The organism is Clostridioides sp. ES-S-0048-02 (assembly GCF_020658495.1).
GTDB lineage: Bacteria > Bacillota > Clostridia > Peptostreptococcales > Peptostreptococcaceae > Clostridioides.
In genome coordinates this window covers 391,204-408,052 of sequence record NZ_JACVWH010000002.1, presented here as the reverse complement: position 1 = coordinate 408,052, position 16,849 = coordinate 391,204, and the positions used below count along the sequence as shown (strand labels likewise).

Here is a 16,849-nt window from a genome sequence, read left to right as displayed (position 1 = left end):
CTTTCTATTAATTTAGTCTTTTCATATCTTTCTCAGTCCAAAAGTCAAATTAGCCTGTCTTATATTAAAATTGATAAAAGATATAACAAGTCGTATAAGATTTTCTATCATATTAAATAATTAATTGCCCACTTCTCACAATCCCAAATTTTATTAACTATATCATTATAAAACTCTGGCTCATGGCAGACTAAAATTATACTGCCTTCATATGATATTAAAGCTTTTTTTAGTTCTTCCTTTGCTTCAGAATCTAAGTGGTTTGTTGGCTCATCTAGTATTAATATATTACTAGGATTATTTATAAGTTTACATAACCTTACTTTAGCTTGTTCTCCACCACTTAATATAGAAAGCTTGCTTTCTATATGTTGATTAGTCAAACCACATCTTGATAGCATTTTTCTTATTTCATATCTTGTGTATGTTGGAAATTCATACCACACCTCATCAATAAGTTTTTTATCACTTATTTCTTTAACTTCCTGTTCAAAATATCCAACATTTTGTTCTTCTCCTACTTCAATACTTCCACTTATTGGTTTATTTATTCCAATCAAGCTTTTTAATAAGGTTGATTTTCCTATACCATTTGCACCTATTAAAGCTATCTTTTCTCCTCTTTCCATAATTAAATTTATAGGTTTACTTAATGCTGTTTCATATCCTATAACTAAGTTCTTAGCTTCAAATATCATTTTCCCAGATTTTTTGGATATTTTAAAGTCAAAGTGAGGTCTTACTTTTTCCTTTGATATACTTATTCTTTCTATTTTATCTAATTTTTTCTGTCTTGATTTTGCCATCTTACTGGTTGATGCTCTAACTTTATTTTTTGCAATATATTCTTCTAGCTTTGATATTTCTCTAATTTGTTTTTCTTGAGCTATTCTTAAATTTCTCTTGTTTTCTTTATACATCTTTTGAAAATTTTCATAATTACCAATATATCTTGTCAATGTCATATTTTCAAGATGACACACCACATTCACAACACTATTTAAAAACTCCAAATCATGTGATATCAATATGAATGCATTTTCATAATTTTGAAGATATTTTCTTAACCATTCTATATGTTCTTCATCCAAATAGTTTGTAGGTTCATCTAAAAGCAATATATCTGGTTCATCTAATAATAATTTGCCTAATAATACCTTTGTTCTTTGACCTCCACTCAATTCTGAAACATCTCTATCAAGTCCAATATGTCTAAACCCAAGACCTAGGGCAATTGAATCTATCTTTGAATCAATATTGTAAAATTCATTGTTATTTAAAAATTCTTGTATATTTGCAACTTTTTCAAGAGACTTATTTATCTCATGTTCATTCATTTCTCCCATTTTACTGTATATGCTATTCATTTCACTTTCCATATAAAAAAGTTCCTTAAAAGATTCTCTTAAAATATCTTTTATTGTATTACCTTTTTCTAGTTTAGTGTGTTGATCCATATATCCAACTCTTACTTTACTACTCCATTGTATATCACCACTATCTGGAATTAGCTGACCTGTTATTATATTCATAAATGTAGATTTTCCCTCGCCATTTTTTCCAACAAGACCTACATGCTCTCCTCTTAACAATCTAAAAGATATGTCTTTAAATAATGTTCTATCTCCAAATCCATAACTTATATTATTTACATTTAAAATACTCATTGTTCTATTCCTCTTCTTAAAATTTAGAAATTCCTCAATAAAATCATACCATTTAAATAGATTATCCCTCAAGTTCATAAACAAACCTGTACTAATTTTGTACGAAAAAAGAGACTTTGTTAAAAAGTCTCTTCTTAATTTTTTGTTATATAAATCTATCTTTAGAACATTAATATTCTATTTTCAATCACTTTTTTCTTCTCTGATTATTCGTCTTATACTATGCTCCGTTAAATAGTAGTCTTTTGTAAGTTCTTTAACAGAAATACCTTTATTGTACTTATCAAGTATTTCCCTATTTCTTTCTTTCAAGATATTTCTTGAACCACTATTTTCGCCCCAAGCTTTTTTATTTTCAGACTTTCGTGGTATATATAAATAACTACCATCTGTATATTCTTGAATTAATTCAAGTATCTCTTCTGGCAATATATTTTGTGCTTTTTCATACTTCATAATACTCTGCTCCCATCTACATTTTTAATTGTAAATAAAAGCAAAGACTGCACAAAAACAATTTAGCCTAAATATTATCTTTATCTATTAGGCTCTAAACAAAGTTTTATTGCAATTGTATTTTGCAGTCTTTGCTTAGAGCCAACTGAAATTATAATATCGTTACTCTCTTTCATATTGCAAACTCCCTTTCTATCTAATTTAAACTATTACATATCACTAACTTTAGCCATTATATCTTTTGTAAATCTAACAGCTTCGGATACATCTTGCTCATCTGGATGACTTTGAGACTCTTCATGACCTTTTAATTGCTCACGAATATGTTCATTTTCAGGATGAAGCTTTAGCATTTCTTCATATTTTACCTTTAAACCTTCTGCAATCTTTCCTTGGCATATAAATGACCCAACTATTTCATTATCTTTCGAAAAGACATCTTTCACTTTGTCCATAATGTTAATTCCATAGTTACCCTTTGTATTTGCTCCCATTGTTCCAAATAAAGCTAGCTTTTTGTTGTGAATATTTTCAAAGACTAGTTTTGAATTTTTATCACAAATACCCTTATCTACCCAATATCCCAAGAATATTATATCATATTTTTCATAGTCAACATTATTATCAGTTACTTCACTGATATTTTTAATTTCTTTTTCGCCTTGCATTGCATCATATATAGATTGAGCAATTTTTTTAGTATTTCCAGTTAAACTTGAATATAAAATTAAACTTTTCATGATATATCCTCCTATATGTTAAGTATTTATCTAAAATTTCTTAATACCATTAAGTTTTCAATTACTATAAGATTTTATTAATCTAATATACAACCAAATTGAGAATGTGTCTGTAATGCATCTGCACATTTTTTATTGCAGTAGCAACACTTCTTGATATCATCTACTCTTTCCTCTCTTACTTTCTGCAACCAATCACTGTCTGCCAATAGTTGTCTCGACATAGCAACCATATCTACTCTGTTATTTGATATAATACTTTCTATGAAATCTGGACTAGATAGCTTGCCAACACCACAAACTGGAAGGTTTGTGTGTTTTTTAACTTCATCAGCTAAATACAAAAAGCATCCTTCATCTTTAAAATAAGGATGATTATTAACTGGTATGGTGTCTTCTAATTTGGAATGATTTGCTAATGTTACATGAAAACTATTTACTCCAAGTGATTCAAATTTTTTTACAAAATTCTCTACTTCAGAAAATAAAACTCCTGCATTGCCATAATGAGGATTTTCTTGTCTAATTGCAAGTTTATAGTCTATTGGAACATCCTTTATATTATTACGAATACTACTAATTATTTCACTTGCAAATCTACTTCTATTATCATAACTTCCACCATATTCATCAGTTCTACTGTTGTATATACTGGATGAAAAGCTTCCTATAAGTCTATCTCCATGAATTTGAATCATATCAAATCCTGCTTTTTTTGCATTTAATGCTGTTACTCTAAACAACTCTATAATATTTTTTATTTCTTCTTTTGTCATATTTGTTACATAATCCTTTACTCCATCATCCATAATTTTTTTTATTTCATCATGTGAAGTAATTCCCGATTTCATAGTATTTCTGATTAAATTTATGTCATAATCTGAACAAAATATTTGTGCTGAAACTTTCGCCCCTGAATCATGTATTGCATTTACAATTTTTTTATACTCTCTAATTCCATCTTCATTGGATAAGCTTAGAGCCATTTTATGAAAACTAGGTCTAACTGATACATCTCCTATAGTAATTAAAGCTACTCCTGATTTAGCAATTTTACAAAGCTTGTTAATTCGTTCTTCCAGATTAAGACCCATACTTGTAGGTGCAAAAGATACTCTATTTTTTAATTCTAAGTTTCCAATTTTAATTGACTTTAATAAGTTGCTATACATCCTATTCTTCCTCCACTGTTGCCTTTATATCTTTTACTGTATGTAATTTCTTTACTAATTCTTTGTATTCTTCATCCAAAAACTCTTTTTTTATATTACTATCCCACTTTGAAAATATGTTTTTTATATCTCCCAGTACTTCTTCACCCTTATCTGTTACTCTCAATTGAAAAGCTCTACTATCATTAGGGTTTTGAATCTTTTCTATGTAACCATCTTGTTCTAATCTAGAGATAGTTCTTGTAGTATGAGCTTTATCCACCTCGAATTCCGTCGAAATATCATTCAAAGAACAATTCCTATTCTTATTGATATAAATTAAATAAAAATATAGACCATTCGTAAGCTTATATGGCTTTAGACATTTTTCACAATAAAGTTTAAAGTTCCTTTGTAAATAACAAATAATATACGATAAACTCTCATTCTGTAAATTTTTAAAATCCATTTTTAATTTCCCCTCTATAATTCTAATATAATATATTTGACTATATCAACTATATTATATTAAATACTTGATACAGTCAAGAATATTTTGCCTTATAACTGTATATTTTTATACTACCTTATAAAATTATCATAAAATATAATTCTTCTTTAGTTAGAATTTGTAATTTTTTATATACATCATACATAAATATATTTTATATAAAAGTTTATATTTTCAAGCAAATAATTTTTCGAAAATTGTCTAAATTCAGTAAAAATATGGTAATATATACATAAGCAATATAAATCTATAAAAGGGAGTGTTACATATGATATCTAATAAAATGCAAACTTTAGTTGCAAACAGCTCTGTTATAAGAGCCATGTTTGAAGAGGGAAAAAAACTTTCCGATATCTACGGAGAAGAAAATGTTTTTGATTTTAGTATAGGAAATCCAAGTGTTGAGCCTCCAGAAACTATTAAAGCAGTTATAAGCGATATTTTAAATGAAGAATCTCCAAATCTAGTTCATGGATATATGAACAACTCAGGATATGAAGATGTAAGAGATGCTATTGCCAGCCACATAAATAAAAAAAATGGATTAAACCTTACAAAAGATAACTTAATTATGACTTGTGGGGCTGCTGGTGGTCTAAATATCATTTTAAAAACTCTTTTAAATCCTGACGATGAAGTTATTGCTTTTGCACCATATTTTGGTGAATATAAAAATTATACAGAAAACTATGATGGAAAACTAATCGAAGTCCCTACAAACATAGAAACTTTTGAACCAGATTTATATGCTCTAAAAAATGCTATTACTCCAAAGACAAGAGCTCTAATAATAAACACTCCAAACAATCCTACTGGTGTTATTTATTCTGAAGAATTGCTAAAAAACCTTGGAGAATTACTAGATACAAAACAAAAAGAATTTAATACAAATATATATTTAATTTCTGATGAACCATATAGAGAAATAATTTATGATGATGCTAAAGTTCCTTGTATATTAAAATACTATAAAAATTCATTTATAGGATACTCTTATAGTAAATCATTGTCTCTACCTGGTGAACGTATAGGATATATTGTGGCTAATGGAGAAATGGATGATTTTGATGATGTTATGTCTTCATTAAATGTTGCAAATAGAATACTTGGATTTGTAAATGCTCCTTCTCTTTTCCAAAGAGTTATTGCAAGAAGCTTAGATGCAGAAGTTGATGTAAATATTTACAAAAAGAACTTTGACCTTTTATATAATAGCTTAATAGAAATGGGATTTTCTTGTGTTAAACCTAGTGGTACATTCTATTTATTCCCAAAAGCTCCAATTGAAGATGATAAAAAATTCTGTGCTGATGCTAAACAATTTAATTTACTATTGGTTCCAGGTTCTTCTTTTGGTTGCCCAGGACACTTTAGAGTATCATACTGTGTATCTTACGATAAAGTTAAGAGTTCTCTACCAGCATTTGAAAAATTATCTAAATTGTACAATTTAAAATAATTAAATAAATCTAATTACAAATAATTAGCTACCTTAGTGTAGAATTTTATATTCTATATTAAGGTAGCTTATAATTTTATAGCTTATATTTATATACCATTTTATACCAATGTACTTGAATATTGTAGCTTATAGTACTAGTATAAATTACAAGGAGGTGTTTGATTTGAAAAAAGGTTATGTTTATATAATACTAACTACCCTATTTTTTAGTTCAATGGAAATTAGTCTAAAGACAGTTACTAATGACTTTAATCCCATACAAATAACCTTATCAAGATTTTTTGTTGGTGGCTTAGTCTTATTACCTTTTGCTATAAAAAGATTAAAATCCCTTAGTCTTTCTATTACAAAATCAGATTTAAAATACTTTGCTTTTCTAGGTTTTATGTGTGTTGTAGTAAGTATGTCATTGTACCAGTTAGCTGTACTAAACACAAAAGCATCTGTAGTTGCTGTCTTATTTAGTTGTAATCCAGTATTTGTTATGCTTCTAGCTTATTTGATTCTAAAGGAAAAAATCTATAGGCACAATATAATTTCACTTATATTAGAAGTCCTTGGAATTATAGTTATTATAAATCCACTGCACACAAAATTAACTTTTAGTGGTATATTCTTAACACTATCTTCTGCCATTATTTTTTCAATGTATACTGTTTTTGGTAAAAGAAAAACGTTAAAATTTGGTGGAATAGTTGTGACTTGTTTCAGCTTTATATTTGGTAGTTTAGAAATGCTTGTATTGGTTCTACTTACTAAGATTAATTTTATATCAAATATATTAAATAAAAAAGGACTACATGTATTTGCAAATATACCTATTTTTAGTGGTTATACCTTACACAACATACCTACTATGATTTACGTATTTGTATTTGTTACAGGTGTTGGTTATGCACTTTATTTTATGGCAATGGAAGCTACATCTACTAGCCTTACATCTTTAGTATTTTTCTTTAAGCCAGTAATATCTCCAATACTGGCATTACTAATTCTTAAAGAATTTATTCCTATTAATATGATTATAGGAATTCTATTGATAGTGATTGGTTCAATAGTTTCTATTATACCTACAATAATAACTCAATCTCATAATAAACATATTGAGTCATTATATAAAAGTCAGTAATAAATATATACATAAGATTAAATTAATTAGTTTTTCACGCAATATAAAAGAGATGCTAGCATACTAGCATCTCTTAATTTTTTTATATAAATTTTCTATTTTGCTAAGTTTTGTAAAAAGCTATAAGTTTGTGGACAAGCTGCTTTTAATTTACTATTTGTGTCTTGATTTAAGTAGTAATATGCAAATGCCTCAGCAAAGAATTCTTCTGGATATACACCTAAATAATTTACATTTCCTAAAGAACGCCCTTCTTTAGCAAATATTTGTTTAAATTGTGCTGATTTAGAAATATCATTTAATGCAAGATGGTCTACTGCGTGTGCTGTTTCATGTAATTCTAAGTTTATTGCATCATGACCTTTACCTTTGTTACTAAATCCTATTCTAAGAGCTACTGTACTTCCACCTAAACCAGGAACATCATCCCAAGTTTTACCAGTATTTTCCCATCCCTTAGGAACTACACCTTTTAAATAAGCATATTCTTTTTCATCTGTTAATTTTCCACTTAATAATTTTATTTTTAAGTTATCTTGTTTTAATACATTTAAATATTTTCCATCTATATTAGCAAGTCTATTTATCATAGCATTAGCTTCTTTTTTATCGTAATTTCCATTTGGAAGAACCACTATTTCACTAAGTGTTTCTTTATTGTTTTTTAAAGTTGCACTATCTGCATGTGCACTTACTGGAACTGAACTTATTAAAAATATTGATATTATAGCGATTAATAATTTTTTACTTGGTTTCATATTATTCCCTCCTTTGAGTTAGGCCGGGAGTAATAAATTTCAAAATAAAAAAGATACCCAAGAGTATCTTTGTATATACAAAAAGAAATTTTTACTCTTTTCGGCAACTGGCTGGCGTAGTTTATTTAAACTTTAGCCCCTATAGCTTTGCGTGACTAGGTTTCCCTAGTTTTGCCTCGTTTAATTTTATATTTATATTATATCTTATATCTGTCTCTTTGTCTATAGTTTTTTGGATTTTTCTTCTAAAAAACGATTGTTTTTTTACATAATACTCCAAAAAAAAATATCTTCTAACAATATTCTCACTTGAAAATATTGTTTTAGAAGATATTTTTTAATATTACTTATATTTTTATAATGTTAGGGTCTAATTGATGTTTTTCTTTCTTCTCAATATAATAAGTCCTACAATAGCTCCTAATCCTAAAAGTATTTCTACAGTAATTGTAGTACTATCACCTGTCTTTGGTGGCACTGGTGGATTTACTACAGTATTATCTTTTACTGTATTATTCTTTTCCTGTGGCACTGGTGGGTTTACTACTTCTGGTATTGGAACAATTTGTTTAACAGGCTTTTCTATTACATCTTCTGATGGTGGTATTGGTGGATTTATTGTTGCTTCCTCTGTATCAGATGGTCTTGATGGTTTACTTGGCTTATCTGTACTTGGTGGCACTGGTGGATTCACTGTTGGTTCATCTGTACCTGGTGGTACTGATGGATTTACTGGAATATTTTCTTGTTTTACATTTTCTATATTCCCAATATCCACAATTTTACCAATATTTTTTCTATCAATTTCCACCTTTATTTTACCCTTTAATTTTTCATATCCACTTGGAGCCATTGTCTCCACTAAATAATATGTTCCTGGATTTTTGACACTAGATTCAATTATACCATCTTCATTACTAACTAAATCCTTAACTACTACTATTCCAAATGTATTTTCCAAATTAAATTTTGCACCTTCAAGAGCACTTTTATCTGAACTATCTACCTTTTTAGCTTCAAAAGCATATCCTTGTTTAGTAGTTTCTACACCAGGAGGACTTGAACCATTAATCTGAGCTACATTTTGTATGGTCTCCCCTACTTTTACATCTGTAAAATCTGCATCAAATGTAACCCAACCTTGTACAGGTTCACCTTCTTTTATTTGCTTAAATTCATATTTATTTACTAATCTTATAGTATTTTTTCCATCTTCAGCTTCTTTTTTAAGTTCAAGATTATCAGAGTATTTTATATTAGATATTTTTAATGTTGGATTTACTTCATCTAAAATATTTACTTGCCCTGCATCATAAACACCATAAGTTGACATGTTTATTTTATACTTAACTATTTGGTTATCATTTCCATCTAATACCTTTTTATCAACCTCTTTTTTGGCACTTATTAATCCAGAGTTCTTCTTAAAACTTATCTCATCTCTTTTATCTACTTGACTATTATTCGCATCAAGAACAGCTCTATTTGTATAACTATCTTCAATACTAATAACTTTTAATGTATATGCTATAAAGAACTTTGATTCTACTTCTTCTTCACTAAGATTAATTGTAAATCCAGTTATAACTTTTTCTACTTGCCCACTTTCATTTCTTTTTTCTTCTGTTTTATATGAAATATTATTTGCAATTTTTTCTTTACTCCAAGGAGTCCAGCCACCATTCATTGGAACTTCTACAACTCTAAAATCATGCCCAGCTTCTCCAGCAGTAGTTAATCTCATACCTTCTGGTATATTATCTGTTATAACCACATTACTTATTGGTGATTTATCATCATTTATTGAAATCTGATAGTTGATTACTTGACCTACTTGAGTAATATTTGTTGCTCCTGAATGCCCCTTAGTCAAAAGACAATCATTTCCTCTATCAAATATACTTACAGTAGCATCATCTTCTTGAACTTTATTACCTGCAGATTCTAATCTAGCTATATTCTTATATTTGTTACCATGTTTTGCATTTTCATCACTAATTCTAGCCTTATACTTAACAGTATACGCTTTATCTATATCTCCAAAAGTAACTGAAATAGAATTTTCATCTTGTTCAATATTAAAATCACTTACTTCTTTTCCATTGCTTGCTACTATACTTACAGAATCTTTTATTAATGTCATTCCTTCAGGAAGTTCGTCATATAAAGTAATATCTTTTAATTCTTCTTCTTTTTCATTTACTTGTATACTATAATTTACATCTTTATTTTTAACTGGCATAAATACAGTAGTTGACTCTCTTCCTTCAACAAGCTTCTTAAGTGTTCCTTTAGCTTCTTCAATATCTTCTTTATCGCCAGGTTTTATTTCTATATCCACATCTCCATTTCCACTTTCTATCTTTCCAGTAGTTTCAATATGAATTTTGGCACTTGTTTCTTCATTAACTTTATTCACATATGCTTCTAATCCAATTTTTCCTTGCATTACACTTTGACCATTAGGTAATTCTCTAAATGTAAGCGTATACTCTCCATTACTCTCTGTTTTATCAAAACATTCACTTGTATAATCTAAATTAACTTTATTAAATACATCTGGAACCTTAAAAGTTATTGAGTCACCTGCTTTTATCCCTTTTGATGTTGGAGTATAAGTTAAATTAAATGTAATTTTTTTCATTGACTCTGTTTCTATTGCATCATTATTAATTTTTACGATAAATCCGTGGTCTTCATTATCTTCATTAAGTTCTTCTTCTAAAGTCTTAAGTAAATTTTCATCCTCTATCGAAGTTTGTTCTGGTTTCTTGTTTTCTTCTGGTTTCTCTCCTTCTGGAGTTTGCTCTGGCTTCTTATTTTCTTCTTGTTTATCCCCTTCTGGAGTCTGTTCTGGTTTCTTATTTTCTTCTTGCTTATCTCCCTCTGGAGTCTGTTCTGGTTTCTTATTTTCTTCTTGTTTTCCATCTCCAGTTGGTAAATTATTTGAATTGTTTTGTATAGACCCACTGCCTTCTAATTCTGATGCATAAGATACAGATGGATATATTGTAGTAACTATCATACTTAAAATCATAATTAAACTGATTAATAATGCCTTTTTATTTCCTTTCTTCATATAGATTGCTCCCCTCTAATCTATTTACACTCTTGTAAAATTCCATAAATACCCAATATAATTTAACTTTTTTTATCAAAAAACTATACAAAAAAAGCTATGAAATAAATAAAATTTATATTCATAGCCGGTTGCACCATTGACTCTGTATACCCATAAGGTGCCCAGTAATAGGATATACTTCAACGTCTCTATAATTTTTTTATAAAAATAATTAAAAATTATTATATTCAAATTAAATACAGTTATATATCCATTATATTATGTCTATGTTTTATTGTCTATATTTTTTACATTTTTTTCCTTTATTTTTTTATCATCATTAAATAAAATCCTTATCTACAACAATTACACAATTATAATCAGGATTCATCTCCTTAACTAGCTTTGTTATATCTGCTTTTAGATCTTCTTCTGACATACCTTTAGAAAATTCAGAAGGATTAACTACTATATCAAAGACTAAATTCTTCTTACTTCCTTTTCCAACTATCCTAAAATCATGCATAGATTTTATAAGGCTGTTTTTCTTAAGTATTTCTTCAAGTTCTCTTTTTGATGATATAACCTCTTCATCATCAAGGCATATAGGGTCCATATGAATTACCAAATATATATCCAACTTTTCAGATATTTCTCTCTCAGCAGTATCTATAATTTCATGAATTTCCATTATATCTATATTCGCTGGAATTTCTGCATGTATAGATGCAATGCATCTTCCAACTCCATAATTATGGATTATTAAATCATGTGTACCTATTATATGTTCATAAGATAATAATAATTCTAAAATAGATTTGACCATTTCTTCATCTGGAGCTTCCCCTAGAAGAGGATTTATAGTATCTTTTACAAGAGAAAATCCTGCATAAAGTATTACTAATGATACTACAATACCTACATATCCATCTATAGGTAAATCAGTAAATCTAGCCAAAATAAAAGATATAACTACACAACTTGATGTAAATACATCTCCCAAAGCATCCAATGACACTGCTTTTAATGCTGATGAATTAATTTTATTTCCCATAAATTTATTAAAGCGACTCAACCATATTTTAACCATTATAGATGCAATTAAAAGTATCAGTGGTACTAATTCAAACTTTATAGGAACTGGATTTGTTATTCTTTCTATAGACGATTTCACAAATTGAAGTCCAACCAACATAACCATAAAAGCTACTATTAATGCTGATAGATATTCTATTCTACCATGCCCAAAAGGATGTTCTTTGTCAGCTGGTTTACTTGCTAGTTTAAACCCTATCATAGTTATTGCTGAAGATGCCATATCAGAAAGATTATTAAACGCATCAGCCATTATAGCTATACTTGATGTAAGTATACCTATAGAAACCTTTACTATAAATAAAACTAGATTAGATATTATGCCTACTATTCCGGCTACATAACCATACTTATTTCTAACAACTTTATCTTGAACATTCTCACTATCTTTGATAAATGTTTTGACTAGGATTTTTGAGAACATGAAACTTACCTCCCTGTCTTTTATTTTATTAATAAACTCGAAACTTGATATCTTTACTCATGATAACACAATTTAGATATAAAATTCTTTAAACTTGTTCTATATCAGTAAAATATTCTTAATTTTCTTTTCTTATAGTTAATATGAAGTAGTTTTATATCTCTGACTAAAATTAATAATGTCTAATAAAATTGGTTCTAGATACTTTATACTTTTATCTAGAACCACTTTTATTATTTTATACCAACTATTTTATTTAACATAATTGAACCAGTTTCTGGACTTTCAAATTCAATTGTAACATTCTTTATATTAGATAAATTTATATTTCTAAATTTTTCAAGTGGTATTACTGTATCACTTATTGGAGTATATCTTGACCAGAATTCCATAAACTTCCCTTCTACATATTCATCTTTTATAACTTCTCCTTCAAAATACTTCATAGCAGATACTTTATCATTTTCTACAATGATACTGCTTTCTTTTCCCTTAGAATCAACTAAGCTAAGTTTGAAAGAAACTACATTATCTTTATTATTTAATTTACTAGGAGAGTTTAATGCCCATCTAAACTTTAGTGCAGAATAAGCTCCTAAGTTATTATTATTTAAAGGTAGTTCTATTTTTCCACTTTCAGATTTCCAATCAACTTGTAACAAGTCTAAATCTTCATTCACTCCAGTATTGATAAATATTTTTGCAGTATCTTTATTCAATCTCTCTGATTCAACCAATTCTTTTATATCAACATTACTTGAACTTATATTTTTAAATGTCTTTTTATTGAATAATTCTACAGATTCACTATATTTAACTTTATTTAAAGTCTGATATCCATACATTTTATAAGGCAATCCTTTTTTATTGAAGATAGGTGATTCACTACTATCAAACTCAAAAATAGATTTCATATAGTCAACTGCATAATTAGAGAAAAAATCTCTATGTTCTTCTTGTCCTAATTTCTCAGGATAAGTTCCATTAGTAGTCTGTGGCTTAGAAAACTCTTTTTCTCCTAAAACTGAGTTGTATGCATTATGATTTCCTCCCACTAGATAAGTTAGACCCAGTGGGCTTTTTCTATTTTTATCTAAAGATATATCATAAAAAATATCATCTCCACTATGAACAACATCTCCATCATACTCTGAAACTATTATTGCTGTTGGTATATCAGGAAACTTTTCTATCGGACTATTATACGCTGGTGTAAGTGATATAATTCCTTTTATCCCTTTGAATCCTTTTTGTATTTGGTCTTCTGCTATTTTAATTACCCCTGAACCTGCTACAGAATGTCCTATAAGACCAATTCTATTTAAATCAACTTTATCTTTGAGGTATAACCCAAATCCATTTTTCTTACCTTCGTTTATGTCTTTAAAAGTTTGTATATATGTTTGAGCTAAATAAGTTATTCTTTCATTTTCCACTGGTTCTCCATACTTAAAAGTATAATTTACTGAGGTATCAATAGATAATCCTATTATACCATTTTTTGCCAAAGCCTCAGTAAGATATTTAAATCCATCTTCAAAATCATTTTCTCCATCTCCATGTTGTCCATGAAAGATTAATACTACAGGTGCTTTTTCTTTTATATTTTCAGGTACTGATATTATTCCTTCCATATTAAATGGTATAGATTTACCTCTTATAACCATTTCTGATGTTCCTAAATTAAATTTATTAGTTTCAACCTTATTATTGCTATTTTTTGTTGAATTTATTTCATATGATATTTTTTCATTTGATACTGTATCCGAATTAGATTTATTTGTGCAACCCACAAGAAGAGCACTTATAACTATTATAGATAAAATTATACTGACCCACCTTTTAAACTTCATAAATATTTTCCTTTCTATATATCCCTTTAGATAAAATTTTTAAATTTTTATTAATTGCATTTATTCCTTAACATTCACTTATTAAGCTTTCTACTATTATAACCTATAGTCACTTCCTACTCATATAAATATAAAATAATATCACAAACAAATTCTCTATTATATTTTTCATAATACTAGTTATTTATATGCATCTTAATTGACAACTTTTATTTATTAAGTAGCATAGAAATATCTTATTTATAATCAAACCAACATATTTATAACAGATTTTTTATATTAATTTATATCTAAGTAAAATAAAAAATTCTTTATTAACAACATTTTTAAATCAATAAAAAATGCTCTATTTTCTACATATCAAAATTAATTCACATAACTTTTGCTCAAATATCTATTCAAAACATAAAAAAATGACTTTTAAATATACTCATGGTAGAATAAAACAAATAAGTCAATAAATTAAGATTTGGAGAAAAATTATGCTAGGAATATATTTCAGTGGAACAGGCAATTCAAAATATTGTATAGAAAAGTTTTTGCAGGAATATGATATGACATCAAAAGCATTTTCTATTGAAGATAAGCAATTGTTACATCAAATTAGTCAGCATAAAGATATTGTATTTAGCTATCCTACACAATACAGCAACATACCTAAAATATTAAAGGACTTTATAATCAATCATCAAAATTTATGGAAAGACAAGCGAGTTTTTATTATTGCAACAATGGGGTTATTCAGTGGAGATGGAGCAGGTATCTTAGCTCGTTTGCTTAAAAAATATGGTGCAGTCACTATTGGAGGTTTACATTTAAAAATGCCTGATAGCATTGCTGATGAAAAGGCATTAAAAAAGACTTTAGAAAGCAACAAGAAACTCATAACAAATGCAGAGCAAAAAATAAAGCATGCTGTAAGAAAAATACAAGATGGAACTCCACCACAAGATGGAATCGGAATTTTTCATCATATAGCAGGTTTATTTGGACAAAGGTTATATTTTATTAATAAAACAAAATACTATTCAGACAAATTAAAAATAAGTGCTGATAAATGTATTGGCTGTGGAAAATGTGCAAGCCTATGTTGCTTGAAAAGTATTGTTGTGAAAAATGGTGTTGCTATACCAGGAAATCAGTGTACTATGTGTTATCGCTGTGTTAATAATTGCCCAAAACAGGCAATTACCTTATTAGGTAAACGTGTAATTGAACAAAGTAAAATTGAAAAATATCTATAATACAAGTTTCATTATAATTTAATTATGATGACTAATTAATTTAATTGATTAAAAAAAGACAGCTGACTATTTATCAACTGTCTTTTAAGTTAATACTCCATTAAATAAAATCTATGTTATATAATGATTGCTTTTAAAGCACCCTCATCAAAATACATCAGGATTAATTTAAGTCATTTATTTTTATATTTCCTTTGGGCAAATATAACGTGCCATCCCCTTGCTATGTTCGCCATATTCAATAGCTTCTTTTGGACATCGACATATACAAGCCATGCAATGAGTGCAATGATTTCCCCAGTTTGGCTTTCCATCATTAAGGTGTATATTTCCAAGTGGACATACATTTTCACATTTCTTACAAGAAACACAAGCATCTGTCACATAAAATTTTTTAGAATGAACAAATACTGGATAAAATATATTATTGACCAATCCACTACTGAATTTAGCCTTAAATGTTGCTTTCGATTCTGGGAATGCTATATCAGTTCTAATACATTGTATTGTAGATGATATTTTCTGCTCAGCTTGTTCAATCGTTACTAGAGCTTCTTCTTTACTTGGTGTACTAAAAAGCGCAATATAGTTTTCTGGCATGACTACAGAAGCACATCCTCTGTAATTCATCCCTTTTGCTTTACACAATTTCTTCAAGTATGTGCCTGAATTGCCAATATCAGCCCCACAGGTCATTACAAAATAAATATTCTTATTTCCTCTAAGTTCTGTTTTCATCAACCATTCATGCACAATACGTGGAATACGCCATGCATAAGTTGGTACAACGATAACCCATGGTCTTTCAGATGCTAAATGAGAATAATCCCTAGTTCGAATTTTTTCAAATATATTCAATACTTCATTCTGAAGCTCTTTACCCATTCTTTTTGCTACATATTCACTATTACCAGTCCCAGAAAAATATACAATCATAATTTTAGCAACTCCTTTATAAAATTCCTATTTTTAAACCCATACATATTTTTAACTTACTTAAATACTCAGATATACTTTTTATTTGTATTTTTACTCTTTTAGTTCTCCTCAATATGTTTCGTTAATGTTCTTTAACCATTATATCAGACAAAATAAATATTGCGACATTGGTAAAGAAACTCTTTACCATTAAAAGATTATATATCATTATTTCATATCAAATACTTTTAAAATTATGTTGTTTATCAGTTTATATCTTCAAGACTCTTTACATCATATCAGGACTCATTTAATGGCAGTAAATTAGTAGCAATAATAATCTTTAAATCTCACGAATATTTTGCTAAATACCATATTTT

13 protein-coding genes and 2 riboswitches are annotated in these 16,849 nt (G+C 28.0%); of the genes, 3 read left to right on the top strand and 10 right to left on the bottom strand.

Annotated elements, in window-relative coordinates:
- Positions 1-107 precede the first annotated feature (107 nt).
- The 5 genes from IC173_RS04645 to bilQ all read right to left on the bottom strand — a co-directional run bounded on the left by IC173_RS04645 (position 108) and on the right by bilQ (position 4,483).
- Positions 108-1,667, bottom strand: a complete 1,560-nt coding sequence (locus IC173_RS04645) for an ABC-F family ATP-binding cassette domain-containing protein (RefSeq protein WP_227482088.1) — start codon at positions 1,665-1,667, stop codon at positions 108-110.
- Between the two features lie 183 nt (positions 1,668-1,850).
- Positions 1,851-2,123 carry a CD3324 family protein gene (locus tag IC173_RS04640; protein ID WP_227434406.1) on the bottom strand — a complete coding sequence of 91 codons (273 nt, stop codon included), beginning with the start codon at positions 2,121-2,123 and terminating at the stop codon, positions 1,851-1,853.
- A gap of 209 nt (positions 2,124-2,332) precedes the next feature.
- Positions 2,333-2,863, bottom strand: a complete 531-nt coding sequence (gene bilS, locus IC173_RS04635; RefSeq protein ID WP_227434405.1) for a flavodoxin family protein BilS — start codon at positions 2,861-2,863, stop codon at positions 2,333-2,335.
- Positions 2,864-2,940: 77 nt separating this feature from the next.
- On the bottom strand, positions 2,941-4,035 hold the full coding sequence (bilR, locus tag IC173_RS04630) for a bilirubin reductase (protein WP_227855211.1): 1,095 nt from the start codon (positions 4,033-4,035) through the stop codon (positions 2,941-2,943).
- A 1-nt stretch (position 4,036) separates the two neighbouring features.
- A complete protein-coding gene (gene bilQ / locus IC173_RS04625) occupies positions 4,037-4,483 on the bottom strand; it encodes a bilirubin utilization transcriptional regulator BilQ (protein WP_227434403.1) in 447 nt (148 codons plus the stop codon).
- Positions 4,484-4,793: 310 nt separating this feature from the next.
- Here bilQ and IC173_RS04620 point away from each other — a divergent pair, with 310 nt between their 5' ends.
- On the top strand, positions 4,794-5,984 hold the full coding sequence (locus IC173_RS04620) for a pyridoxal phosphate-dependent aminotransferase (protein WP_227434402.1): 1,191 nt from the start codon (positions 4,794-4,796) through the stop codon (positions 5,982-5,984).
- A gap of 166 nt (positions 5,985-6,150) precedes the next feature.
- Positions 6,151-7,116: a DMT family transporter gene (locus IC173_RS04615; RefSeq protein ID WP_227824319.1), complete on the top strand. Its 966-nt coding sequence runs from the start codon at positions 6,151-6,153 to the stop codon at positions 7,114-7,116.
- A 95-nt stretch (positions 7,117-7,211) separates the two neighbouring features.
- On the opposite strand, the gene IC173_RS04610 is transcribed toward IC173_RS04615, so the two are convergent.
- The 4 genes from IC173_RS04610 to IC173_RS04595 form a co-directional block, all read right to left on the bottom strand.
- Positions 7,212-7,874 (bottom strand): anthrax toxin lethal factor-related metalloendopeptidase, encoded by a 663-nt coding sequence (locus IC173_RS04610; protein ID WP_227434400.1) that lies wholly within the window; start codon positions 7,872-7,874, stop codon positions 7,212-7,214.
- A 99-nt stretch (positions 7,875-7,973) separates the two neighbouring features.
- A riboswitch (cyclic di-GMP riboswitch) is annotated at positions 7,974-8,060 on the bottom strand.
- A gap of 184 nt (positions 8,061-8,244) precedes the next feature.
- The gene (locus IC173_RS04605) at positions 8,245-10,953 is read right to left on the bottom strand and encodes a SpaA isopeptide-forming pilin-related protein (RefSeq protein ID WP_227855210.1); all 2,709 of its coding nucleotides are present in this window, start codon (positions 10,951-10,953) and stop codon (positions 8,245-8,247) included.
- Between the two features lie 116 nt (positions 10,954-11,069).
- Positions 11,070-11,155, bottom strand: a riboswitch (cyclic di-GMP riboswitch).
- 120 nt (positions 11,156-11,275) lie between these two features.
- Positions 11,276-12,454 carry a cation diffusion facilitator family transporter gene (locus IC173_RS04600; protein ID WP_227434398.1) on the bottom strand — a complete coding sequence of 393 codons (1,179 nt, stop codon included), beginning with the start codon at positions 12,452-12,454 and terminating at the stop codon, positions 11,276-11,278.
- Positions 12,455-12,687: 233 nt separating this feature from the next.
- A complete protein-coding gene (locus IC173_RS04595; protein ID WP_227434397.1) occupies positions 12,688-14,307 on the bottom strand; it encodes a hypothetical protein in 1,620 nt (539 codons plus the stop codon).
- 482 nt (positions 14,308-14,789) lie between these two features.
- On the opposite strand from IC173_RS04595, the gene IC173_RS04590 reads away from it, so the two are divergent.
- Positions 14,790-15,551 (top strand): EFR1 family ferrodoxin, encoded by a 762-nt coding sequence (locus IC173_RS04590; protein ID WP_227434396.1) that lies wholly within the window; start codon positions 14,790-14,792, stop codon positions 15,549-15,551.
- Positions 15,552-15,734: 183 nt separating this feature from the next.
- On the opposite strand, the gene IC173_RS04585 is transcribed toward IC173_RS04590, so the two are convergent.
- Positions 15,735-16,487, bottom strand: a complete 753-nt coding sequence (locus IC173_RS04585; protein WP_227434395.1) for an EFR1 family ferrodoxin — start codon at positions 16,485-16,487, stop codon at positions 15,735-15,737.
- Positions 16,488-16,849 lie beyond the last annotated feature (362 nt).

What these genes read in the sequence shown, in the direction of transcription:
- bilR (WP_227855211.1), bottom strand. Translation starts at nt 4,035, where the DNA reads ATGTATAGCAACTTATTAAAGTCAATTAAAATTGGAAACTTAGAATTA.
- IC173_RS04605 (WP_227855210.1), bottom strand. Translation starts at nt 10,953, where the DNA reads ATGAAGAAAGGAAATAAAAAGGCATTATTAATCAGTTTAATTATGATT.
- bilS (WP_227434405.1), bottom strand. Translation starts at nt 2,863, where the DNA reads ATGAAAAGTTTAATTTTATATTCAAGTTTAACTGGAAATACTAAAAAA.
- IC173_RS04640 (WP_227434406.1), bottom strand. Translation starts at nt 2,123, where the DNA reads ATGAAGTATGAAAAAGCACAAAATATATTGCCAGAAGAGATACTTGAA.
- IC173_RS04620 (WP_227434402.1), top strand. Translation starts at nt 4,794, where the DNA reads ATGATATCTAATAAAATGCAAACTTTAGTTGCAAACAGCTCTGTTATA.
- IC173_RS04595 (WP_227434397.1), bottom strand. Translation starts at nt 14,307, where the DNA reads ATGAAGTTTAAAAGGTGGGTCAGTATAATTTTATCTATAATAGTTATA.
- bilQ (WP_227434403.1), bottom strand. Translation starts at nt 4,483, where the DNA reads ATGGATTTTAAAAATTTACAGAATGAGAGTTTATCGTATATTATTTGT.
- IC173_RS04585 (WP_227434395.1), bottom strand. Translation starts at nt 16,487, where the DNA reads ATGATTGTATATTTTTCTGGGACTGGTAATAGTGAATATGTAGCAAAA.
- IC173_RS04610 (WP_227434400.1), bottom strand. Translation starts at nt 7,874, where the DNA reads ATGAAACCAAGTAAAAAATTATTAATCGCTATAATATCAATATTTTTA.
- IC173_RS04645 (WP_227482088.1), bottom strand. Translation starts at nt 1,667, where the DNA reads ATGAGTATTTTAAATGTAAATAATATAAGTTATGGATTTGGAGATAGA.
- IC173_RS04590 (WP_227434396.1), top strand. Translation starts at nt 14,790, where the DNA reads ATGCTAGGAATATATTTCAGTGGAACAGGCAATTCAAAATATTGTATA.
- IC173_RS04600 (WP_227434398.1), bottom strand. Translation starts at nt 12,454, where the DNA reads ATGTTCTCAAAAATCCTAGTCAAAACATTTATCAAAGATAGTGAGAAT.